21 protein-coding genes, 1 pseudogene and 1 riboswitch are annotated in these 22,407 nt (G+C 50.9%); of the genes and pseudogenes, 21 read left to right on the top strand and 1 reads right to left on the bottom strand.

The annotated features are described in order from the left end of the window. Positions 1-2 precede the first annotated feature (2 nt). Entirely contained in the window at positions 3-2,438 is a 2,436-nt protein-coding gene (locus P9B68_RS10845) for a GH36-type glycosyl hydrolase domain-containing protein (protein WP_277669028.1), read from the bottom strand. 498 nt (positions 2,439-2,936) lie between these two features. Here P9B68_RS10845 and P9B68_RS10840 point away from each other — a divergent pair, with 498 nt between their 5' ends. From P9B68_RS10840 to P9B68_RS10740, 21 genes and pseudogenes are all read left to right on the top strand, one after another. Next, the gene (locus P9B68_RS10840; protein WP_277669027.1) at positions 2,937-3,944 is read left to right on the top strand and encodes a LacI family DNA-binding transcriptional regulator; all 1,008 of its coding nucleotides are present in this window, start codon (positions 2,937-2,939) and stop codon (positions 3,942-3,944) included. A 54-nt stretch (positions 3,945-3,998) separates the two neighbouring features. Beyond that, positions 3,999-5,399 (top strand): type 2 periplasmic-binding domain-containing protein, encoded by a 1,401-nt coding sequence (locus P9B68_RS10835; protein WP_135660877.1) that lies wholly within the window; start codon positions 3,999-4,001, stop codon positions 5,397-5,399. A gap of 85 nt (positions 5,400-5,484) precedes the next feature. Next, the gene (locus P9B68_RS10830; RefSeq protein ID WP_135660875.1) at positions 5,485-6,417 is read left to right on the top strand and encodes a carbohydrate ABC transporter permease; all 933 of its coding nucleotides are present in this window, start codon (positions 5,485-5,487) and stop codon (positions 6,415-6,417) included. Between the two features lies 1 nt (position 6,418). Further along, the gene (locus tag P9B68_RS10825; protein ID WP_135660873.1) at positions 6,419-7,285 is read left to right on the top strand and encodes a carbohydrate ABC transporter permease; all 867 of its coding nucleotides are present in this window, start codon (positions 6,419-6,421) and stop codon (positions 7,283-7,285) included. 123 nt (positions 7,286-7,408) lie between these two features. Beyond that, positions 7,409-7,506, top strand: a riboswitch (TPP riboswitch). A gap of 233 nt (positions 7,507-7,739) precedes the next feature. Beyond that, on the top strand, positions 7,740-8,552 hold the full coding sequence (gene thiD, locus P9B68_RS10820; protein WP_135660922.1) for a bifunctional hydroxymethylpyrimidine kinase/phosphomethylpyrimidine kinase: 813 nt from the start codon (positions 7,740-7,742) through the stop codon (positions 8,550-8,552). Then, complete coding sequence (thiC, locus tag P9B68_RS10815; protein WP_277669026.1) at positions 8,539-9,870, top strand: phosphomethylpyrimidine synthase ThiC; 1,332 nt, start codon at positions 8,539-8,541, stop codon at positions 9,868-9,870. Before thiD ends, thiC begins: the two co-directional genes overlap by 14 nt. Then, positions 9,867-10,685, top strand: a complete 819-nt coding sequence (thiM, locus tag P9B68_RS10810) for a hydroxyethylthiazole kinase (RefSeq protein WP_135660869.1) — start codon at positions 9,867-9,869, stop codon at positions 10,683-10,685. Before thiC ends, thiM begins: the two co-directional genes overlap by 4 nt. Continuing rightward, positions 10,675-11,310, top strand: coding sequence for a thiamine phosphate synthase (thiE, locus tag P9B68_RS10805; protein ID WP_277669025.1), 636 nt, complete (start codon positions 10,675-10,677; stop codon positions 11,308-11,310). Before thiM ends, thiE begins: the two co-directional genes overlap by 11 nt. After that, positions 11,307-11,972 carry an HAD family hydrolase gene (locus P9B68_RS10800; protein WP_135660865.1) on the top strand — a complete coding sequence of 222 codons (666 nt, stop codon included), beginning with the start codon at positions 11,307-11,309 and terminating at the stop codon, positions 11,970-11,972. Before thiE ends, P9B68_RS10800 begins: the two co-directional genes overlap by 4 nt. A gap of 246 nt (positions 11,973-12,218) precedes the next feature. Continuing rightward, complete coding sequence (locus P9B68_RS10795; protein ID WP_135660863.1) at positions 12,219-13,115, top strand: PRD domain-containing protein; 897 nt, start codon at positions 12,219-12,221, stop codon at positions 13,113-13,115. A gap of 45 nt (positions 13,116-13,160) precedes the next feature. Further along, positions 13,161-14,609 carry an N-acetylglucosamine-specific PTS transporter subunit IIBC gene (nagE, locus tag P9B68_RS10790; protein WP_135660861.1) on the top strand — a complete coding sequence of 483 codons (1,449 nt, stop codon included), beginning with the start codon at positions 13,161-13,163 and terminating at the stop codon, positions 14,607-14,609. Between the two features lie 131 nt (positions 14,610-14,740). Further along, positions 14,741-15,220, top strand: coding sequence for a PTS sugar transporter subunit IIA (locus P9B68_RS10785; protein ID WP_167875227.1), 480 nt, complete (start codon positions 14,741-14,743; stop codon positions 15,218-15,220). 39 nt (positions 15,221-15,259) lie between these two features. Then, positions 15,260-15,517 (top strand): HPr family phosphocarrier protein, encoded by a 258-nt coding sequence (locus P9B68_RS10780; RefSeq protein ID WP_135660857.1) that lies wholly within the window; start codon positions 15,260-15,262, stop codon positions 15,515-15,517. A gap of 363 nt (positions 15,518-15,880) precedes the next feature. Then, positions 15,881-16,801: an aspartate carbamoyltransferase gene (gene pyrB, locus P9B68_RS10775; RefSeq protein ID WP_135660854.1), complete on the top strand. Its 921-nt coding sequence runs from the start codon at positions 15,881-15,883 to the stop codon at positions 16,799-16,801. After that, positions 16,794-17,219 (top strand): aspartate carbamoyltransferase regulatory subunit, encoded by a 426-nt coding sequence (locus P9B68_RS10770; RefSeq protein WP_135660853.1) that lies wholly within the window; start codon positions 16,794-16,796, stop codon positions 17,217-17,219. Before pyrB ends, P9B68_RS10770 begins: the two co-directional genes overlap by 8 nt. A gap of 201 nt (positions 17,220-17,420) precedes the next feature. Further along, positions 17,421-18,815 carry an aspartate ammonia-lyase gene (locus P9B68_RS10765; RefSeq protein ID WP_277669024.1) on the top strand — a complete coding sequence of 465 codons (1,395 nt, stop codon included), beginning with the start codon at positions 17,421-17,423 and terminating at the stop codon, positions 18,813-18,815. A gap of 134 nt (positions 18,816-18,949) precedes the next feature. Continuing rightward, on the top strand, positions 18,950-19,708 hold the full coding sequence (locus tag P9B68_RS10760; RefSeq protein ID WP_243113028.1) for a copper homeostasis protein CutC: 759 nt from the start codon (positions 18,950-18,952) through the stop codon (positions 19,706-19,708). 39 nt (positions 19,709-19,747) lie between these two features. Further along, complete coding sequence (locus P9B68_RS10755) at positions 19,748-20,203, top strand: Lrp/AsnC family transcriptional regulator (protein ID WP_135660847.1); 456 nt, start codon at positions 19,748-19,750, stop codon at positions 20,201-20,203. A gap of 157 nt (positions 20,204-20,360) precedes the next feature. Further along, positions 20,361-20,843: a divergent PAP2 family protein gene (locus tag P9B68_RS10750; protein WP_135660845.1), complete on the top strand. Its 483-nt coding sequence runs from the start codon at positions 20,361-20,363 to the stop codon at positions 20,841-20,843. Positions 20,844-21,066: 223 nt separating this feature from the next. Beyond that, positions 21,067-22,248 carry an iron-containing alcohol dehydrogenase gene (locus tag P9B68_RS10745; RefSeq protein WP_277669022.1) on the top strand — a complete coding sequence of 394 codons (1,182 nt, stop codon included), beginning with the start codon at positions 21,067-21,069 and terminating at the stop codon, positions 22,246-22,248. 18 nt (positions 22,249-22,266) lie between these two features. Then, a pseudogene (locus tag P9B68_RS10740) lies at positions 22,267-22,407 on the top strand (transketolase); the annotation flags it as partial.

Below are 22,407 nucleotides of genomic sequence, written 5' to 3'. Positions count from 1 at the left end.
GTTCACCCCATTATTACTTCAACGTTATATTCGGAACGGGCGTTTTCCAGTAGAACCCGGTTTCCGGCTACGGGTCTTCCGTTCACCTTCATTGCCGCCACTCCTTTTTCCACGCCCGCCGTATTATCTACCGTAATATAGTAATTTGCACCCCGGTATACGCGATGAACAGTAAACCCTTTCATCCAGCGGGGGATGCAGGGGTCGATTTCCAACCCTTCCAGACCGGGCCGGATACCAAGTATGTACTGGCTGATGTTCACAAAGTTCCATGCCGCTGAGCCGGTCAGCCAGCTGTTTTTCGCTTCTCCGAAGGTCTTTGCGTCGCTGCCCGCGACGGTTTGACTGTATACATATGGCTCTGTACGGTGGATTTCGCTGAATGCTTCCACATAGGCGGGACAGGTAAGCCGATAGATATGGAAGGCGCGCTCTCCGTGCCCCAGAACAGCTTCCGCGCAGGAGATCCACGGATTGTTGTGGCAAAAAATGCTGGCGTTTTCCTTGTAACCCGGCGGATAGCTGGTGATTTCCCCAAGCTCCGCATGATAGCAGGTGTAAGCGGGTTGCAGCAGCATGACGCCGTACGGCGTTTCCAGCCGTTCCATCACGCTGTTGAGCGCCTTATCGGCTAGGCCGTTTTCAACGCCGATCCCCGCCATTACGCACATTCCCTGCGGTTCGATGTAAATCTGCCCCTCCTCGCAGGTTCGGCTGCCGACCGGCTTCCCGAACGCGTCGTATGCGCGCAGAAACCATTCGCCGTCCCAGCCGGATGTTTCCGTGGCGGTGCGGACCTTCTCGATTTCCGCCCGTGCGCGCGCGGCCTCCGCCGTATCGCCCAGCCAGTCGCAGAGGTCGGCGTATTCTCCGCCGTATTTCACAAACATTCCGGCGATAAAGACGCTTTCCGCTTTCCTGCTCTCCATATTCGAACAGGTTTGGAAGCTTTCGCCCGGTTCGGTGGAAAAGCAGTTCAGGTTCAGGCAGTCGTTCCAGTCCGCCCGCCCAATCAGCGGAAGCCCGTGGGGGCCTTTTCGGCTGACCGTAAAATCAAAGCTTCTCCGAAGGTGTTCCAGAAGGGGGCGGACTTTCTTTTCGTCGTTCTGGAACGGAACGTTTTCCTGGAGAATCGAAAAGTCCCCCGTTTCGCGCAGATAGGCCGAAACGCAGGCGATCAGCCACAGCGGGTCGTCGTTAAAGCCGCTTCCTATGTCGGAATTGCCCTTTTTCGTCAAAGGCTGGTACTGGTGATAGGCGCTGCCGTCCTCAAACTGCGTTGCCGCAATATCCAAAATCCGTTGCCGCGCCCGGCTGGGAACCAAATGCACGAATCCCAGAAGATCCTGGCAGGAATCCCGGAAACCCATGCCGCGTCCCGTGCCGCTTTCAAAATAGCTGGCGCTCCGGCTCAGGTTGAAGGTGACCATGCATTGGTACTGGTTCCAGACGTTGACCATGCGGTCGAGCTTTTCATCCCCTGTGCAAACGGAAAAGCGGTTCAGAAGCCCGCTCCAGTAATTGTGCAGCTCGGCAAAGGCGAATTCCGCCTGCTGGTCTTCGCGGTAGCGGGCAAGCAGCTCTTTTGCGCGTATTTTCGCAATGACGCCCGGGGCTTCCCATTTTTCCTCCAACGGGTTCTCAATATAGGCCAGCACAAACAGCAGGCTGCGTTTTTCGCCGGGTTGTAAATGCAGCCGGATATGGTGGCTCCCGACAGGCGCCCATCCGTGGGCGATGCTGTTTTTGGAGCAGCCGTTGCAAACAGTTTCTGGTGAGGAAAAACCACGGTACGGCCCGCAGAAAGCGTCGCGGCTGGTGTCGAATCCTTCAATCGCCGTATTAACGGCAAAAACCGCGTAGTGGTTGCGCCGTTCCCGGTATTCCGTTATATGGTAGATGGCGCTTCCGTCCACTTCCACCTCGCCGGTGTTGTAATTGCGCTGGAAATTCGTCGCGTCGTCCACGGCGTTCCACAGGCAGAATTCCACAAGGCTGAAAATGTCCAGATCCTTAATTTCCGCAGACCGGTTTTCCAGTACCAGCCGGTTTACCTCGCACGGGTCGTTCAGCGGCACAAAGCAGGTGAGTTCCGCACTTACCCCGTTTTTCTCGCCGCTGATGACCGTATACCCCAGGCCGTGGCGGCATGTGTACCGGTCCAGTTCGGTTTGCGTCGGCTGCCAGCCGGGGTTCCATATGCAGGAACCGTCTTTTATATAATAATAGCGGCCGTTCTGGTCAGGCGGACAGGCGTTGTAGCGGTAACGGGTCAGCCGCCGAAGCTTTGCGTCCTTATAAAAACTGTAACCGCCGGCGGTATTCGAAATCAAGGAAAAGAAATCCCTGTTGCCAAGATAGTTTATCCACGGCAGCGGCGTGCGGGGCGTGGTGATAACGTATTCGCGTAAATCGTCGTTAAAATACCCATATTGCATATTGGCTCTCCTTTTGCCCGGGGGCGAATTACTCTTCGAAAACGATTAAGTAATGGGGAGAGCAATAATCCTTGTTTAACAATACTGGAAACAGAGGGAAAAATCAAGTGTAAAATTGGGGACTTTTCAAACAAAATTATAGAAATGTCAAAAGAATACATAAAAATACAGCAAAATGTCCAAATGACAATTTATCACATTGTAAAGATTCCCATGTGCTACGAAAATAATCGCGAAAACCAAATGATTCCTTGATTATAATTAATAAAATGAAATAATATTTTTAGAATTCTATACAAAATTCATATACTATATCAATAAATAAGAAAAAATACTTGCAAAATGACCAGATGTGCATTATACTCAAAATCACGAAAACGATTAAGTGAAGGGCTTTTTATCCCGTTCTCCCCTAAACAAACTGCCGCTATGGTATAATAAATAAAATAAATGCTCTGAAAACAATAATATATACATAATTGGGGAGAAGGAACAAGCATGGTATCCATTAAAGAAGTAGCTGAACGCTGTGGCGTATCGGTTGCTACTGTTAGCAAGGCATTGAACGGCCACCGCGATATCGGTGAATCCACCCGGGAGCGGGTGCGGAAAGCAGCGGCTGAAATGGGCTATACGCCCAACTCGGCGGCGCGTTCCCTGAAGACAAACCGTTCCTACAATATCGGCGTGCTGTTTGTGGACGAAACACAGCGCGGGCTGACACACGAATATTTTTCAACCGTGCTGGAGAGCTTCAAGGTGGAATCTGAAAAGCGCGGTTACGATATCACGTTTATCAACCGCAATATCGGCGGGAAAGCGACCAGTTATCTGGAGCACTGCCTTTACCGCCGGATGGACGGCGTTGTTGTGGCTTCCGTGGATTTTAACGATCCGCAGGTCATCGAGCTGGTAAACTCCAAGCTTCCCATCGTAACCATCGACCATATCTTTAATAACCGCACAGCGATCATATCCGATAATATCCGCGGCGTGCGCGATCTGGTCACTTATCTTTACAAAAAGGGGCACCGGCGCATTGCTTTCATCCATGGAGAAAATACGGCGGTTACCGAAAACCGGCTGACCAGCTTTTACAAAACCTGCAGCGAGCTGGGAATCGAGGTGCCGGACAGTTACGTGAAGGAAGCAAGGTACCACGACGCGGCGGCAACCGCACGCTGTACGGCGGAGCTGCTGGCGCTGCCCCGTAGGCCCACGTGCATTATGTTCCCGGATGACTTTTCCTATATCGGCGGAATGAACGTGATTCTGGAAGCGGGGCTATCCATCCCCGACGATATCTCCGTGGTGGGCTATGACGGAATTTGGCTTTCCCAGATTCTTTCCCCCCGGCTCACCACACTAAAACAGGACACCTCTGCCCTCGGCCGGGCGGCCGCGGAGCAGCTTGTCAATCAAATTGAACGGCCAAGGACGACCTTGCCGGAACGCATCATTATTCCCGGAAAACTCCTGGAAGGGCGGTCGGTAAGGCAACTGTAGGCCGTCGCCCTGTTGCACCCGACTATCTTTCATTTAAAGGAGGAGTATCAAGTCATGAAAAGAAGCATAAAACTGAAAAGGGTACTGGCGTTTACGGTGGCAGCCGCGCTGGCTGTGGGAACCTTCACCGGCTGCGGCGGTGGGAAAACGGTTTCCTCGTCTCAGCCCGCTTCGCCCGCTAGCGGGACGGAAGCGGCTTCCGGTTCATCCGACAAGGTTCTGCGCATTTACTGCTGGAACGAAGAGTTCCAAAGCCGTTTCAAGGATTATTACGCGTCGAAGCTTCCGAAGGACATTACTGTGGACTGGGTGATCACCCCGAACGAAAACAACGCGTATCAGAACAAGCTCGACCAGGATCTGCTTAATCAGGAATCTGCGGAAAAGAAGATTGATATTTTCCTTGTGGAAGCAGACTATGCTTTGAAATATGTTGACTCGGATTATACGCTGGACGTAAAGAAGGACGTCGGACTGACCGACGAGGATTTGAAAGAACAGTATGAATATACCAAGCAAATCGTAACGGACAGCAAGGGCAGGCAGAAAGGCGTTAGCTGGCAGGCAACGCCGGGGTTGTTCGCCTACCGCCGTTCCATCGCCAAAAACGTCTTGGGCACGGACGACCCCGAAAAAGTGCAGGAGGCCATCTCCAACTGGGATAAGTTTAATTCCGTTGCCGTAAAGATGCACCAGAAGGGCTACAAAATGCTTTCCGGATACGATGACGCTTACCGCGCCTTCTCGAATAATGTATCGGCGCCGTGGGTAGACAAAAACGACACGATTGTCGTTGACAAAAACCTGATGAAGTGGGTTGACCAGACGAAGGAATACACGTCATTGGGATACAACAACAAAACCTCCCTATGGGACGACGGCTGGGCCGCCGACCAGGGCCCGAACGGAAAGGTGTTCGGCTTCTTCTATTCCACATGGGGCATTAACTTTACCCTGCTTGGAAATTCGCTTGCGAAATCGGTTGCCGACGGCGGCAAAGAGGAAGTCGGCAACGGGGCTTACGGCGATTACGCGGTCTGCGAAGGCCCGCAAAACTACTATTGGGGCGGCTCATGGATCTGCGCGGCGAAGGGCACCGACAATATAGACCTGGTGCGCGACGTGATGAAAACGTTGACCTGTGACAAAGAGACCATGAAGAAAATTACGCAGGATACGGAAGATTACACAAACAACCAGGCCGCAATGAATGAGCTTGCGAACAGCAATTACAAATCCGCATTCCTCGGCGGCCAGAACCACATTAAGCTGTTCGCAAAGACGGCTCCGAAGATTAAAATGGACAATATCTCGAAATATGACCAGGGTCTGAACGAAGAATTCCAGAAGGCCTTCAAGGATTATTTTGACGGAAATACATCAAAGGAAAAAGCGCTCGAAAATTTCTATACGGCGGCAATTGAAAAGTATCCGAATTTGAAAAGGCCTTCGTAAAATCCATATTCGAGTGTGTCGGAATGCGGCGGGGCGGTTCGTCCGCCCTGCTGTTTGAATGAGTATGTACTCTGAGGTGATCGAAATGCCCGGACTTTCGCACGGTGTGAAAAAAAGAAAGTCGGTAAGCTACGCGAAATGGGGATACTTTTTTATCGCGCCGTTTTTCCTTGTATTTGCTGTTTTTTCCCTTGTACCACTTCTTTCCACGTTTTACAACAGCTTCTTTGAAAATTACATGGTAGGGCTTTTACATATCGGCCCTAAATTTGTGGGGCTTGAAAACTACAAAACAATCTTTCTCAACGGCGATATGCCGAAATATATGGGAAATACCGTCATTCTCTGGCTGATGTGCTTTATTCCGCAGGTTGTTTTTTCACTTCTGCTTGCGGCGTGGTTCACGAATGCGAGCCTGCGGATAAAGGGGCAGGGATTTTTCAAAACCGTTATTTACCTTCCGAATCTGATTATGGCGACAGCCTTTTCCATGCTGTTTTACGCTATGTTTTCCGATTCCGGCCCGGTGAACAGCATTTTAATGAGCATGGGGATGGAAAATCCGTACCGCTTTCTTGCAAATATTGGTAGCACGCGGGGACTTATAGCCCTGATGAACTTTTTGATGTGGTTCGGAAATACGACCATTCTGCTGATGGCGGCGATGCTTGGGGTGGATCCGGGACTTTTTGAGGCGGCTGAAATTGACGGCGCAACCTCCAGTCAAATCTTCTTTAAAATTACGCTGCCGCTGATTAAGCCGATTCTTACCTATGTGTTCATTACCTCGATGATAGGCGGCCTTCAGATGTTCGACGTACCGCAGATTCTGACGAACGGCAACGGGAATCCGAGCCGTTCCAGCATGACGCTCGTCATGTACCTGAATAAGCATTTGTTCAGCAAAAATTACGGTTTGGGCGGCGCCGTTTCCGTTATCCTCTTCTTCCTTTGCGCTGCGCTCAGCGCCTTGGTTTATCGAAGCCTGACCGGACGCATGGAAAGGGGGCAGGCTTAATATGACGAATACCGCAGAAAAGACTTATGCGCGCCGGCGGGGAAACGGGAAACGCATACAGGTTTATTTTGTTTTGATTTTTCTTACATTGCTTTGCCTTATCCCGTTTTTTATTCTGCTTATCAATGCTACGCGCGCCCATCCGGACATTCAGAAAGGGTTCAGCGTGTTTCCGGGGAATTCCTTTTTTATCAATCTGCACAATGTGCTTCATAACGAGAATTTGCCGGTGCTTTATGGCATCCGGAACAGCCTTCTGATTTCTTTCCTAAATGCTTTGTTTGCAACCTATTTTTCCGCAATGACGGCGTTTGGGCTGCACGCGTATGAATTTCACGGGAAAAAATTGGCGTTTTCCTTCATCATGCTGATCATGATGGTGCCGACGCAGGTTTATTCGCTTGGTTTCATCCGCCAGATGGCGGCCATGGGGCTGAAGGATTCTTTCATCCCGCTGATTGTGCCCGCCGCCGCTTCGCCAACCGTTGTCTTTTTTATGAAGCAGTACCTGATCAGCGCGCTCCCGCTGGAGATTGTGGAAGCGGCGCGCATCGACGGTTCCAGTGAATTCAGGACGTTTAACACCGTGGTTCTGCCGATGATGAAGCCGGCGATTGCAGTTCAGGCGATTTTTACTTTTGTCTTTGCGTGGAACAATTACTTCCTGCCCGCCCTGCTGCTTGACAGCAAGAATAAAAAGACGCTTCCGATTCTCATTGCACAGCTTCGCAGCGCCGATTTCCTGAAATTCGATATGGGGCAGGTATACATGCTCATTACAATTGCAATTATCCCAATCATTCTGGTTTATCTGTGCATGGCCCGCTTTATTGTCGGCGGGGTTACCCTTGGCAGCGTGAAAGGCTGATCAATATGCTTTGAAAGGCGGCGTATCGAAACGGTGCGCCGCCTTTTCCGGTATTCGAAAGAAAAATTGACGGGAGTGAATTGACAGAACCGCAGAAAAGGGATATGATATCAATAAAATTGAATAAGAACACGGGGGGACTCTTCGGAGTTGAGAAGGTAGAACCTGACCCTTTGAACCTGTCAGTTAATACTGTCGTAGGGAGCTTGAATTGAGAAATTGAGATGGATGAATGCTCGCCATGACGGCGGGCATTTTTTATTTCCTTGAAAGATAAATGCGGTTGTCCCGCTTACAAACAACCGTCTTTGCGGTGGGTATTCCGTCTAGCCTTTGGCCCTTCGGGGCGGAACATCTCCCTGCAAACCCGCTTTTGATTTTCGGGGTGAACCGTACAAGTGGGGGCGCCGACTCCGCCTTTCCGTGTGCTGCTTTATTTGAAGGAGGAATTGCTATCAAAAATGTATTGACCATTGCAGGCTCGGACTGCAGCGGCGGAGCGGGTATCCAGGCGGACTTAAAAACCTTCGCCGCGCACGGCGTGTATGGGATGAGCGTCATTATTTCCGTTGTCGCGGAAAATACCTGCCGGGTGATCTCCGTTGAAGACGTTGCGCCGGGGATCATTGCCGACCAGATCGACGCCGTTTTCGAGGACATACCGGTCGACGGCGTGAAAATCGGAATGCTGTCGAACAAAGAGCAGATGAAAACGGTGGCGGGCAAGTTATTGCAGTACCGCCCGCGCGGCGTGGTGCTTGACCCGGTGATGGTGGCAAAGGGCGGGTGCGCGCTGATGCAGCCGGAAGCGCTGGAAACGTTAAAGAAGGAAATGCTTCCCCGGGCGTTCCTCATTACGCCCAATATTCCGGAAGCCGAAGCCCTGACGGGCAGGAAAATCGAAACCGAAGAAGAAATGAAGCGGGCCGCGGTGCTCCTGTCGGAAATGGGTCCATGGAACGTGCTTATCAAAGGCGGGCATCTTTCGGGCGACGCGGTGGATATTCTGTACGACGGCGGGGACTTTCATACGTTTATTACGCGACGGATTCCAACAAAAAATACCCACGGAACGGGCTGCACGCTGTCGTCCGCTATCGCGGCGAATCTAGCAAACGGGATGGGGACGGTTGAAGCCGTAAAAGCGGCAAAGGAGTATGTGACAACCGCTATCCGGCATGCCCTGCCCATTGGAAAAGGGAACGGCCCGACCAATCATTTTTATACCCTTTATCAGGAAGGAGGACTCTGCCATGCCGAATTATAAAACACAGATGGAAGCGGCCAAGAAGGGCATTGTTACAAAAGAGATGGAAACCGTAGCGAAAAAGGAAGGTGTTGAGCCGGAAAAGCTGCGTGCGCTGGTCGCGTGCGGCCAGGTAGCGATTCCGGCGAACATCCACCACACCGCGCTTTCCGCGGAAGGGATCGGTACGGGGCTGAAAACAAAAATCAACGTGAACCTTGGAATTTCGGGTGACTGCAAAAACTACGACGTGGAAATGCAAAAGGTGGAAATGGCCTTGCGTTTTGGCGCGGAAGCAATCATGGATTTGAGCAATTACGGCAAAACCAACACCTTCCGCCGCGAACTGATCGCGAAATCCCCGGCGATGATCGGAACGGTTCCCATGTACGACGCGATCGGCTACCTGGACAAGGATCTGCTCGAAATTTCTGCAGAGGACTTTTTAAGGGTTGTAAAAGCGCACGCTGAAGAAGGCGTTGACTTTATGACGATCCATGCGGGGATTAACCGCCGCGCGCTGGAAGCGTTCCATAGGGAAGGGCGAAAAATGAACATCGTTTCCCGTGGCGGCTCCCTTTTGTTTGCATGGATGGAAATGACGGGAAACGAAAACCCGTTCTTTGAATACTACGACGAGGTGCTCGAAATCCTGCGCGAGCACGACGTGACCATCAGCTTAGGCGACGCGCTGCGCCCCGGCTGCCTGAACGACAGCTCCGACGCAGGGCAGATCGGCGAGCTGATCGAAATCGGGAACCTCACGCGGCGCGCATGGGAAAAGGATGTGCAGGTTTTGGTGGAAGGCCCCGGCCACATGGCCATGGATGAAATCGCGGCAAATGTGAAGCTGCAAAAGCGCATCTGCCACAACGCCCCGTTCTATGTGCTTGGCCCGCTGGTAACCGATATCGCGCCGGGCTACGACCACATCACCGCTGCCATCGGGGGCGCGATCGCAGCGGCAAGCGGGGCGGACTTCCTCTGCTACGTTACGCCTGCGGAGCATCTGCGCCTGCCCGATTTGGACGATGTAAAGGAGGGGATCGTCGCCAGCAAAATAGCCGCGCACGCCGCGGATATTGCAAAGGACATTCCCTACGCGCGCGACTTGGACGATCAAATGGCGCATGCCCGCCACAAAATGGACTGGGAAGAAATGTTCCAAATTGCGATTGACGGCGAAAAAGCGAAGCAGTACTTCGAAAGCACCCCTCCGGCCGACCGGCACACCTGCTCCATGTGTGGCAAGATGTGCGCCGTACGCACGACCAATTGGATTCTGGAGGGCAAAAAGGTCGAATTCTGCTCCGAAAAAGAAAGGAGATTGAAAAAATGAACACGATTACAAAAGAAATTTCACAGGCAATTGCCCGCTTGCGGGAAGCCGCTCCGCTGGTACATAACATTACGAACTACGTTACCGTAAACGACTGTGCGAACGCCCTGCTTGCCATCGGCGCGTCGCCGATCATGGCGGATGACCCGGCGGAATCTGGCGATATTACCGCGATTTCCTCCGCCCTCGTACTGAACATCGGCACGCTGAACCGGCACACGATCGATTCCATGATCGCGGCAGGGAAAAGGGCCAACGAATGCGGCGTCCCGGTCGTGTTCGACCCGGTCGGCGCGGGTGCTTCCAGACTGCGTAACGACACCGTGAAGGAGATTCTTGAACTGGTAAAAATCGCAGTCCTGCGCGGCAATATTTCGGAAGTTTCCTTTGTTGCTGGGCTGGACGCGACCACCAAGGGCGTAGACGCTTCCGCCGCGGACGGACGCCGTGACGCGGTTTCCGTAGCAGGCTTGGTCGCTGAAAAGCTTGGTTGTACCGTTGCAATTACCGGTGCGGTGGATGTGATTTCCGACGGTAAACGGGTTGTGAAAATTCATAACGGTCACCCGATGCTCAGCAAAGTAACCGGAACGGGCTGCATGACGACCGCGCTGGTTGGTGCTTACGCGGGCGCAAACAGGGATGCGTTCGTTGCGGCTGCTGCTGGCGTTGCCTCCATGGGAATCGCGGGGGAAATCGCCTATAAGAAAGCGGGACAAGTTGGCACAGGCAGTTTTCATATTGCGATTCTCGACGAGCTTAGCCAGTTGGATTTCGCCGTAATGGAAGCGAGGTTGAAGCTGGATGAAGCGTAAAATCGATTATTCGCTGTACCTTTGCACCGACCGGGGGCTGATGTCCACCCCCACCGTGGAGGAGGCGGTGGAGCAGGCAATTCTCGGCGGCTGCACGCTGATTCAGCTTCGGGAAAAGGATTGCTCCTCACGCGCCTTTTGCGAAACCGCCTGTTCGGTAAAAGCAGTGACCGACCGGTACAATACCCCCCTGATTATCAACGACCGTCCGGACATCGCGCTTGCTGTCGGCGCCGACGGTGTGCACGTGGGGCAGAGCGACCTGCCCTGCAAGATCCTGCGGCGGATCCTGGGGGAGGATAAGATTATCGGGGTTTCCGCCTCCACTTTGGAAGAAGCGGTTCAGGCGGAAAAGGACGGCGCGGATTACCTCAGCGTTGGCGCCATGTACGCTACAGGCACGAAAACGGATGCGGCGATCGTTTCCATGGACGAGCTTTTGAAAATCCGGAGAGCGGTAAGCCTGCCCATCGTCGTCATCGGAGGGATTAACCGGGAAACCGCCCCCGCTTTCCGCAACATCGGCGTCGACGGGCTTGCGGTCGTTTCTGCAATTATCGCCCGGCCCGATATCCGCAATGCCGCCCGCGAGCTATTGGAAATATTTAAGGGGAAAAGCGAATGAAAAATTTTAAAGGTGCGATTTTTGATCTTGACGGAACCCTGTTGGATTCCATGGGAATCTGGGCGAAGATTGACGAGCGGTTCCTTTCAAAAAGAGGAATTGTGCTTCCGGAGGATTATATAGAGAAGGTTACACCTATGAGCTACGGCGACGCGGCGGATTATACCATTTCCCGTTTTTCGCTGCCCGAAACAGCGGAAGAAGTGATTGCGGAGTGGATAGAGCTTTCGAAGGAAGCCTACCGGTCGGAAATCCGGCTGAAGCCGTACGCCGAAACGTACCTTCGCCATTTGAAAAGCAAGGGCGTAAAGCTGGCGGTTGCAACCGCGCAGGCAGAGGAGCTATACCGCCCGGCGCTCCAAAATAACGGTGTGCTGGAATTGTTTGACGCCTTTGCCGACTTAAGCGAGGTTGCGCGCGGAAAGGGCTTTCCGGATGTCTACCTGCTTGCGGCACAGCGGGTTGGCCTGAAGCCGGGCGACTGCATGGTGTTTGAGGATATCTCCCTGGGAATCCTGGGAGCGAAAGCAGGTGGATTTTGTACCTGCGGGGTTTACGATCCGTATTCGGAATATGAAAAGGAAACCATTCAGCGGGAAGCGGACGGTTATATCCGTTCCTACCTGGAGTTGTGCGAGCTGGAATCCCGGCAAGGCCATTGAATAAGCGCTTGCGCCGGGATACGCCGGTTAAGCTGTTTTGCAAGATCTCTCATGACTAAAGGAGAATTAATTTCCATAAAAATAACTATAGAAAGAAAAATTTTCATAACATATTGACAATTGCATAGGAACTAATTATAATAAGAGAAAATTGAAGTATGTAACTGATTCGATCAGGCATAAGCTTTCAGATCTCCTTTTTGTAGGGGGCTGACTGCTTATGCCTTTTTATGCTTTGAGGGGGGGTTGAAGCTGAATCGTCAAGATGGGGAATGCTATGAAAAATTGAAAGATGTGGGGGCTCCCGAAATGGGCTTGAAAGTGATTAAGGCATTGAACAACAATGCGGTTCTTGCTAAAAAGCCGGATGGCAGCCAGATCGTTCTGATGAGCAAAGGCATCGGTTTTGGAAAAAGGCCGGGAGATACTGTGGATGAAAATACAGCGCAACAGAAAATGTTTTACATCCTGGACAGCAGCGGGAGCGAAAGTAAGCTCAGGCAGCTCAGTTTGGAAGAAGCGAAGGTAGAACAGATAACCCGCGAGATTGTTGAAATTGCACGCAAAAAACTAGGGATTCAAAACGAAAAACTCTTTGGCGCTTTACTCGATCATATTACGTTTGCGATCGAATGTCTGCAAATGGGGTTGCCGATTGACAATCCCTTCATTGGGGAAATTTCTATTCTTTACAGTAAAGAGTATGAAATAGCACAGATCGCCGCGGAAATCATAAAGGAACGCATCGGCATTGAAATCGGCGACGGGGAAACGGGTTTTATTGCGCTGCATCTTTGTTCCGCCCGCAGAAACAAACACATACGCACAACCATAAAAAATACAAGGGTGTATAGTGAAATTCTGGATATGGTCGGCGCCATGCTCGGGAAAAAACTGGATAAGGCACACGCGCCCGCCAAAAGTTTTCTGCTTTCCGTGCACTGCCTTGTTACCTTAACCGCCAATCAAAAACCGATCACCATGAAGATAAGCCAGCAGGTAAAGCTCAGCATGACCGATTCGTATGCGATGGCTTCAAAGGTTGCAGAGGTGATCGAAAAGGAGATGGATATCCGTCTTTGCGGCGATGCGGTTGCTTTCATAGCGACGGATATTGAAAAGCTTAAGCAACTCGTAACCTAATCGAGGGAGCTCGATTCAAAATATTTATTATTAGGGGGAAAAACAATGCAAAAGGTTTTAGCGGCATTTCAAAAGCTTGGTAAATCATTGATGTTACCAATCGCGGTACTTCCTGTTGCTGGTCTTCTTTTACGTTTTGGGCAGCCGGATTTGCTCAACATCCCGTTTATTCAAAACTCGGGCGGAGTCCTGTTCGACAATCTGCCCATGCTGTTTGCGATCGGCATTGCTGTAGGCCTTGCAAAAGACAACCACGGCGCGGCGGGCTTAGCCGGCGCAATCTGCTATTATATTCTTACCGAATCCAGCCAGGCGGTAAACTATGCTTTACAGGTACATACCATCTTCTTGCCGGAGGGCGGACTACCAAAGGATCTGACCAAAATCAACATGGCGGTTTTCGGCGGGATTATCGCCGGTATTATTGCCGGTTTGCTCTATAACCGGTTCAGGGATACGAAGCTTCCGGATTGGCTCGGATTTTTCGGCGGCAGAAGATTTGTCCCGATCGTTTCCGGCGGCGCCTCCCTTGCCGTGGGGGCTGTTTTAGGCGTGATCTGGCCGACTGTTCAGAAGGGGCTTGACGCGGCGGCAAACTGGATGCTTACAAGCAAAGGCCCGGGTGAATTCATCTACGGTTTCCTTAACCGCCTGCTCATCCCGTTGGGGCTGCATCACGTAATTAATACGCCGATTTGGTTCCAGTTTGGCGATTTTACAAAACCGGACGGAACAGTCGTTCATGGCGATATCAACCGTTTCCTTGCCGGCGACCCAACTGGCGGTCATTTTACAGCCGGTTTCTTCCCGATTATGATGTTCGCTCTGCCCGCGGCGGCTCTGGCAATGTACGTATGCGCGAAGAAAGAAAACAAAACCGCTGTTGGCGGCGCCCTTTTCTCCGTTGCCCTTACGGCTTTCTTAACGGGTATTACCGAGCCGATTGAATTTATGTTTATGTTCCTTGCTCCGGTTCTGTACTTGATCCATGCGGTGTTAATGGGCGTATCCCTCGTTGTCTGCAGTGCGCTGGGCATTCACGACAGCTTTGCTTTCTCGGCCGGTTTGACAGACTACCTGCTCAACTGGAACATAGCGCGCAACGGGTGGATGATTATTCCGGTCGGTCTTGTGTTTGCGGTTATTTATTTCTTCCTGTTCGTGTTCTTTATCAAGAAGTTCAACCTGAAAACACCCGGCCGCGAGGACGACAACGAAACGGCTAACTTTGCAAAGCTTGTGGAGGACCAGGGCTTTGATAATTTGGCGAAGCAATACATAGAGGCGCTCGGCGGTGCGGAGAATATTAAGGAGATTGATTCCTGCATTACGAGAATCCGCCTGGTTCTGCAAAGCAACAAGGAACTGGATGAAACGGCATTCAAGTCCCTTGGCGCTTCGGGCCTGCTGAAAGCAGGAAATCAGGTAACGCAGGTTATCGTTGGTACAAAGGCGGAAATGCTGGTTAACGCAATGAAAAAATTCCTTGCGTAAAGCAGCGCCTAGTCGAATAAGTTAAAAATCACAGCGGCGGGGGAATGCTTCTGGCTCCGGTCGGAAGCACGCCCGCCGACTTTTCCGTTTCAATCAACGGGTTTGTGCAGAATATATCACTGGAGGTTCCTATGGGATTATTTACAAGAAAGAAAAAGAAGTTCGAAATTTTAGCCCCACTAACCGGCAAGGCGGTTCCTGTTTCGGAAACGCCCGACAGCGTCTTTTCCGGGAAGGTTCTGGGGGACGGTGTGACGATTCTTCCGGAAAACGGGGAAGTGGTCGCGCCGGTAGCCGGTAAGGTGGTCAACATTGCGCATTCTTACCACGCCCTTTGTATTGAGGGCGACGACGGGGCGGAAGTGCTCATTCATTTAGGCATCAATACCGTTGAGTTGAAGGGAAAGGGATTTTGCTGCCATATAAAGCAGGGGGATCATGTCCAGGCTGGACAAAAGCTGATGAACATGGATCTGGAATTCATTAAAGAACAGGGCTACAGTACAGCCTCTCCCTGTATCGTGACCAACCTTACAGACCTGAAAAATCTGTCCCTGCAGACAGGGGACGCAAAAGCGGGAGAAACCGTTGTTGTCCAATATGAAAAATAAAAATTAAAGTAAAACAGCAACGCAAAGGGGAAAACAAAGATGAAAACAATACAATATACCATCACCGCTACCGACGGCCTGCATGCAAGGCCGGCAGGGCTTTTGGCGAAATGCGCACAGGAGCTTGATTCGGAAATTATTATTACCTGTGGCGGAAAGAGTGCGAATGCAAAAAAGCTTTTTTCGATTATGGCTTTGAGCGTAAAGGAAGGGGACACCATTGAAATTGCGGTGTCCGGAAAGAATGAGGAGCAGGATATAAAAGCAATCGGCGATTTTTGCCGGGAAAACCTGTAATTACGCATGCCCGCTTTCGGGGACACAGATAATCATACACTCAATCCGACAGGGCCGGACAGCCAAAACAAGCTGCCCGGCCCTGTGCGGTTACCTTCCCGGTTGTCAAAGCGCTTTGACAGGGCGAACGGAGGGATCAGACGGTATAATCGTGTTTTCCCCGACCTCCGTTATTCTAAACAAGTGTTGTCGGTGAGTTGGAGGCATATTTTATAAGTTCTTACAATGGACATCGGCGGCGCGCTAGCGTATACTATAAAACAAAAACCATTCCGGTTCATGACTGAGCAGCACACTTTGAATTTTTCAGGGTGTGCTTCTTTTCGGGCATCCGGACGCAATTTGAAGATGATGGAGGTAAAAATGAGACATCTGATCGATCCACTCGACCTATCCGTGCAGGAAATTGACATGCTATTGGATTTAGCCGATGATATTTCAAAAAATCCAAAAAAGTATTCGCAAGTCTGTTCGGGGAAAAAATTAGCAACCTTATTTTACGAGCCTAGTACACGCACCCGGTTAAGCTTTGAATCCGCAATGCTGAACATGGGAGGCAGTGTATTAGGCTTTTCTTCTGCAAACAGCAGTTCCGCTGCGAAAGGGGAGAGCGTTGCCGATACGATTCGGGCCGTTTCCTGTTATGCCGACATTTGCGCAATCCGTCATCCGAAAGAGGGCGCCCCGTTAAGGGCTTCCCGGTATTCCAAAATTCCGGTTATTAACGCCGGCGACGGCGGGCATCAGCATCCGACCCAGACATTAACAGATTTAATGACCATCCGTGCGAAAAAGCACAGGCTGGATCATTTAACCATTGGACTGTGCGGCGATTTGAAATTTGGCCGGACGGTTCATTCTTTAATTAAGGCTTTATCAAGGTACGAGGGCGTCCGCTTTGTGCTGATTTCCCCGGAGGAACTGCGGGTGCCGGACTACATAATCGACAATGTCCTCAAAGAAAAGAATATTCCTTATGAGGAAGTCGAAAATATCGAGGACGTGATTTCGCAGCTCGATATCCTTTATATGACAAGGGTTCAGCGGGAGCGCTTCTTTAATGAGGAAGACTATATCCGCTTAAAAGACAGCTATATTCTGACAATGGCGAAAATGAAGAATGCAAAGCCGGATATGGCGATTTTGCATCCGCTGCCGCGCGTAAACGAAATTGCGCTGGAAGTGGACGACGACCCGCGCGCCGCCTATTTTGATCAGGTTCAAAACGGAGTGTACGTTAGAATGGCACTAATGATGACGCTTTTGGAGGTAGAACATGCTTAATATCGACAGCTTGGAAAAAGGAATTGTACTGGACCATATCCGCGCGGGAAGCAGTATGAAAATTTATGATTTGCTGAAGCTGTCCGAAATGGATTGCTGCGTTGCGGTCATTAAAAATGCCAAGAGCAATAAGCTCGGAAAAAAGGATATTATTAAAATCGAAGGAACCACCGACGTCGACCTCGACGTGCTTGGGTTCATCGACCACAATATTACCGTTAATATTATTGATAACGGGAAGATTATTGAAAAGAAGAAGTTGGTTCTTCCCCAAACCCTGACCAATGTGATTAAATGCAAAAACCCCCGTTGCATTACCAGCATTGAAGAGGAGATCGATCATGTATTCCGCCTTACGCAGGACGGAACACAGCGCTACCGCTGCATTTACTGCGAGCAGGAGTACCAGGATAAGTAAATCCCGCCGGAAAAACGGGCAGGAAAACAAGTTGAAAAAGAAAGTATATTGCAGAAAAACTTATTTTTGTTAACTTTCAGGTTCTGTTTCCATATTTAATTTTCATTTTGCCGGTATGTATTTACGTGTGGATTCTCCGGTGCTATCCTCTAATAGCAAAAGTTATGTTGTGTTTCGGAATGTATTGGAGGAGGCAAAAAAATGAAAACAAGAATCGAAAGCGATTCGATTGGCAGCTTGGAAGTACCGGAGGAAGCCTATTATGGGGTTCAGACGTTAAGGGCAAAACAGAATTTCCCCATCACCGGCTTACGGATGAACGATTGTTTTATAAATAGTTTGGCCGAGATTAAAAAAGCGGCCGCGATTACCAACTGTGAAGCGAACTTGCTCGACCGGACAAAAGCGGACGCCATAGTAAAGGTCTGCAATGAAATCCTTGCGGGCAAATGGCACGACCAGTTCATCGTTGACCCGATTCAGGGTGGCGCAGGGACTTCGGCAAATATGAACGCAAACGAAGTTATTGCGAACCGGGCTATCGAGATTCTGGGCGGGAAAAAGGGTGATTACACGGTCGTGCATCCGAATGACCATGTGAATATGTCCCAGTCGACCAACGACGTATTCCCGACCGCCGGAAAGCTGACGGCGCTGATGCTGATGCCGAAGGTCATCGCCCAGTTGAAACGGCTGAGCGACGTGTTAAAGAAAAAGGGAGTCGAATTCAACGGCATCGTGAAAATGGGGCGCACCCAGCTTCAGGATGCCGTCCCCATCCGGCTTGGCCAGTCGTTCCACGCTTACGCATCCGTTGTCGACCGCGACATCCGGCGCCTGGAAAAAGCCGAGGGGGAAATCCGCGCCGTGAATATGGGCGGAACCGCTGTCGGAACGGCGATCAATGTCAGTCCCTCCTATCTGGAACACATTGTTGAAAACCTTCGTAAGCTCAGCGGGATCGAAATCCGGCAGGCGGACGATTTGATCGATGCCACGCAGAATCTGGACGGCTTTGTGGCTGTTTCCAACGCGCTGAAAACTTGTGCGGTGGATCTTTCCAAAATGGCGAACGATTTGCGCCTGCTTTCCAGTGGGCCGAAAGCAGGCATTGCGGAAATCAGCCTGCCGGCGAAGCAGAATGGTTCTTCCATTATGCCGGGCAAGGTAAACCCTGTCATTCCCGAGGTTGTGTCGCAGATTGCGTTTAATATTATTGGCAACGATATGGCGATCACTATGGCTGCGGAAGCCGGGCAGATGGAGCTGAACGCGTTTGAGCCGGTGCTGTTTTACAATTTATTTGAATCCTTGACCACACTGGAAAACGGTGTAAGAACCTTTGTGGACAACTGCGTGTCCGGCATTACCGCAAACGAAAAGCGTTGCAGGCAGCTTCTCGGGCAAAGCGTCGGGATTGCGACCGCCCTGTGCCCTTACATCGGTTACCGGAAATCCGCCGAAATTGCCAAGCTTGCGCTGAAAACCGGCAAAAATGTGGAGGACATCGTTTTAGAGAAAGGCCTTCTGCCCAAGCAGATGCTGGATAATATTCTGAATCCCATGGCAATGACCCGGCCCAATATCCGGGGTTGACGATTTCAGGATTGAGGGTTAAAATAGCTTACATACGGAAAATGGAAACTGCCTCCTGCCTTTGGCGGGAGGCAAAATGATGCCGGTAGGAATTCTGCCGCATAGGCAACGGATAAAAAGGGATGTATGTAACTGTGAAAAATTATTTACTGGAATGTTGTGTGGATTCAGTAGAATCCGCGGTCGCCGCGCAGGCGGGCGGGGCCGACCGGCTGGAATTGTGCGGAAATTTGATCATCGGGGGAACCACGCCGGATATTCATTTGTTTTTGGCGGTAAAGAAAAAGGTTTCCATTCCGGTCAATGTTTTGATACGGCCGCGCTTCGGCGACTTTTGTTACACGGATGAGGAATTTAACATTGTTCAAAAAGATGTTGAAATGTTCCGCGAAAACGAAGCGGACGGCATCGTGATCGGCGTCCTTCAGCCAGACGGCAATCTGGATTTGGAGCGGATGGGCATTTTGATGGACGCGGCCGGGGACAGGCCGGTTACGCTCCACCGCGCATTTGACGTTTGCCGCGACCCGTTCCAGATGCTTCGTGCTGCCGAAAAGCTCGGCGTGCGGACCATACTAACCTCTGGACAGAAGAATTCGAGTTACGAAGGACGGGAACTGCTTGCAAGCCTTGTAAAGGAAGCGGACGGGAAAATCGATATTTTAATCGGTGGCGGCGTCGGCGCGGAAAATGTCGAAGTGCTCGCTAAAGAAACCGGTGCGCGGTCCTTCCATATGTCGGGGAAGGCGACGCTCGACAGCGCCATGACATACCGGAAACAGGGTGTGAGCATGGGACTTCCGGTTATGAGCGAGTATGCCATATTCCGAACGGACGAAAGGAAAGTGGCAGCCGTCCGGAACATTTTAAATAAGCTAGGTTCAGCCGGCTGAAAGGAGAGCCGGCTGTTCCCGTTGCGGGGGATATAGAGAATGCTAGATAAAATCGACAGGAAATTGATAGAACTGCTGCAGTCCAATGCGAGAATATCCATTAAAAGACTGGCGCAGGAGGTGTTTTTGTCCGCCCCGGCGGTTTCGGCACGGCTGGAACGGCTGGAAAAGCTGAAAATCATTACGGGTTACACCGCTTCCGTCGATTATGTTAAGCTGGGGTACCATATCATGGCCTTTATTAACCTTGAAGTTGCCCCAAGTGAAAAAGTAGTATTTTATCCGTTTATCCAGAAATGTCCCAATGTGATTGAATGCAACTGCATCACGGGGAATTATTCCATGCTGATCAAGGTTGCATTCCCCAGCACGGTGGAATTGGACACCTTTGTGGGGCAGTTGCAGCAATTTGGGCATACGCAGACGCAGATCGTTTTTTCCACGCCTGTTCCGCACAGGGGCATTAAACCGGCGGACTATAGTGAAGAGCAATAAGCCGAAGAGCATATCATTTGCCGATATGCTCTTTTTTGTCATAAAATATTAAAAAACCGGAAAATCATTTTGCTTTATAACATTGGAAATGGTATAATGAATTACACTTTTAAATGTCAATTCGCCGCCCGGCATATAAAGGGAAAGATGGGGTTCGATGATCTATAAAATTCTTACTTTTAATTACTTGATTACGATTGGCGTTGTTTCATGGATTGCCGCGCAGGCAATTAAATCCTTGATTTTTATTTTCCGCAACAAGCGGATCGATTTCAAAACACTTTCCGGCGCGGGGGGGATGCCAAGTGCGCACTCCGCACTCGTTTGTTCCGTAGCGGTTGGAACCGCCCACGAATACGGCCTTTCATCTCCTTACTTTTCCTTTGCCTTTACGCTGGCTGTGATTGTTATGTACGACGCCATGGGCGTCCGGCACGCGGCCGGTGAGCAAGCGAAAGCGATTAATTCCATACAGGCTTATCTGAAAAAGCACCGGTACGAGCTGCCGGAAGGTGACGAATATTTTGAACATATGCTTACGGGGCTGAATGAATCGCTGGGGCATACGCCCACGGAAGTGATCGCCGGCATGGCTCTCGGGATTCTGATTGCGGTATTATCCATTATCTGGCTCCATTAAAGTGTGTACGGCCGTCCTTTAAACGCAAATTTATCGGACGGCTGTTATTATTGGAATTTTTCTCTTTTTAGTGTCATAACTCCTGCTTTTTGCTTCATGCGAATCCGGAACTGCTGAGTTGCGCATAATATTTTTTAAATAAACTGGTGTGGGGATTCAAACATTTGACACATTTCAAAAATGGTGTAAAATGATATCAGCGATTAACGAAGGGGTCTTGCAGATGAAGAATTTTACATTTTATTCCCCTACGGAAGTCATCTTCGGAAAAGATTCCGAGCTTCAGGTAGCGGATGAAATTAAAAAGCACGGCGGCACACGCGTTATGGTTCTTTACGGCGGCGGAAGCGCGGTGAGGAGCGGCTTGATCGCAAAAGTGGAACAGACCCTCAAAAAGGCGGGCCTGCCTTTTCTGACGGTTGGAGGAGTCCAGCCGAACCCCCGCGTGTCCTTTGCGCGCGATGCGGTTGCCAAAGCGATTGCTTTCGGTGCGGACTTTTTCCTTGGCGTCGGCGGCGGAAGCGTGATTGATACGGCGAAAGCGGTCGCGCACGGCGTGGCGAACCCGGATACGGATTTATGGCTTTTCTGGACGCGTGAAAAGGAGCTTACGAAATCCATGCCCGTCGGCGCGGTGCTGACTATTTCCGCAGCCGGAAGCGAAACCAGCGATTCGGCTGTGCTGACGAATATGGAGCTGGGCGTAAAAAGGGGGCTGAACACCCCGTTCAACCGCCCCCGGTTTGCCATTATGAATCCGGAACTGACCTATTCGCTTCCTCCTTTTCAGGTTTCCTGCGGCATCGTCGACATCATGATGCATACGCTTGATCGCTATTTTACACCGACAGAGGGAAATGAGATTACGGATGAAATCGCCGAATCCCTTCTGCGGGTTGTCATAAAGAATGGAAGAATCGCACATGAAAATCCACACGATTACGACGCGATGAGTGAACTGATGTGGTGCGGAAGCCTTTCGCACAACGGGCTGACCGGGCTCGGCGCCGTAACGGATTTCGCGCCCCATCAGCTTGGCCACGAGCTGAGCGCCCGTTTTGACGTTGCGCACGGCGCGAGCCTCTCGACCGTATGGGGCTCCTGGGCTGCCTATTGCTGGCGCGATAAACCCGAGCGCTTCGTGCGTTTCGCGGACAAGGTTTGGGGAATCCGAAAGAGCGGTACCGAGGAAACTGTGAAGGCGGCGATTGCCCAAATGGTTTCTTATTTTGCTTCGCTCCAAATGCCGACCTGTTTTACGCAGCTGGGTATCGGGGCGCAGAGCGACGATGTTCTTCGTCAGTTGGCGGATAGCTGCGTGTTCCACGGAAAACGCACGATCGGCGGATTTAAAAAGCTTGACGGCAAGGATGTCTATGAAATTTATAAAAAGGCCAACTATTAATAAACAGGAGGAGAATTCATGAACAACATGGAAAAGAAGGAACTGCGAATACTGGCCTGTAAAGTAAGGCGTGGCGTGGTTGAAGGTGTGTACCACGCAAAGTCAGGACACCCGGGCGGGAGCCTGTCGGCGGCCGACATTTTCACGTACCTGTATTTT

Origin of the sequence: Caproiciproducens galactitolivorans, from assembly GCF_029266045.1 — a bacterium.
In the GTDB taxonomy this organism is placed as follows: Bacteria; Bacillota; Clostridia; order Oscillospirales; family Acutalibacteraceae; genus Caproiciproducens; species Caproiciproducens galactitolivorans.
This window is presented reverse-complemented; position numbering and strand designations above follow the sequence as displayed.

Bases quoted from the DNA above. Each gene is read 5' to 3' on its own strand.
- P9B68_RS10845 (WP_277669028.1), bottom strand. From the start codon at position 2,438: ATGCAATATGGGTATTTTAACGACGATTTACGCGAATACGTTATCACC.
- P9B68_RS10840 (WP_277669027.1), top strand. From the start codon at position 2,937: ATGGTATCCATTAAAGAAGTAGCTGAACGCTGTGGCGTATCGGTTGCT.
- P9B68_RS10835 (WP_135660877.1), top strand. From the start codon at position 3,999: ATGAAAAGAAGCATAAAACTGAAAAGGGTACTGGCGTTTACGGTGGCA.
- P9B68_RS10830 (WP_135660875.1), top strand. From the start codon at position 5,485: ATGCCCGGACTTTCGCACGGTGTGAAAAAAAGAAAGTCGGTAAGCTAC.
- P9B68_RS10825 (WP_135660873.1), top strand. From the start codon at position 6,419: ATGACGAATACCGCAGAAAAGACTTATGCGCGCCGGCGGGGAAACGGG.
- thiC (WP_277669026.1), top strand. From the start codon at position 8,539: ATGCCGAATTATAAAACACAGATGGAAGCGGCCAAGAAGGGCATTGTT.
- thiM (WP_135660869.1), top strand. From the start codon at position 9,867: ATGAACACGATTACAAAAGAAATTTCACAGGCAATTGCCCGCTTGCGG.
- thiE (WP_277669025.1), top strand. From the start codon at position 10,675: ATGAAGCGTAAAATCGATTATTCGCTGTACCTTTGCACCGACCGGGGG.
- P9B68_RS10800 (WP_135660865.1), top strand. From the start codon at position 11,307: ATGAAAAATTTTAAAGGTGCGATTTTTGATCTTGACGGAACCCTGTTG.
- nagE (WP_135660861.1), top strand. From the start codon at position 13,161: ATGCAAAAGGTTTTAGCGGCATTTCAAAAGCTTGGTAAATCATTGATG.
- P9B68_RS10785 (WP_167875227.1), top strand. From the start codon at position 14,741: ATGGGATTATTTACAAGAAAGAAAAAGAAGTTCGAAATTTTAGCCCCA.
- P9B68_RS10780 (WP_135660857.1), top strand. From the start codon at position 15,260: ATGAAAACAATACAATATACCATCACCGCTACCGACGGCCTGCATGCA.
- pyrB (WP_135660854.1), top strand. From the start codon at position 15,881: ATGAGACATCTGATCGATCCACTCGACCTATCCGTGCAGGAAATTGAC.
- P9B68_RS10770 (WP_135660853.1), top strand. From the start codon at position 16,794: ATGCTTAATATCGACAGCTTGGAAAAAGGAATTGTACTGGACCATATC.
- P9B68_RS10765 (WP_277669024.1), top strand. From the start codon at position 17,421: ATGAAAACAAGAATCGAAAGCGATTCGATTGGCAGCTTGGAAGTACCG.
- P9B68_RS10755 (WP_135660847.1), top strand. From the start codon at position 19,748: ATGCTAGATAAAATCGACAGGAAATTGATAGAACTGCTGCAGTCCAAT.
- P9B68_RS10750 (WP_135660845.1), top strand. From the start codon at position 20,361: ATGATCTATAAAATTCTTACTTTTAATTACTTGATTACGATTGGCGTT.
- P9B68_RS10745 (WP_277669022.1), top strand. From the start codon at position 21,067: ATGAAGAATTTTACATTTTATTCCCCTACGGAAGTCATCTTCGGAAAA.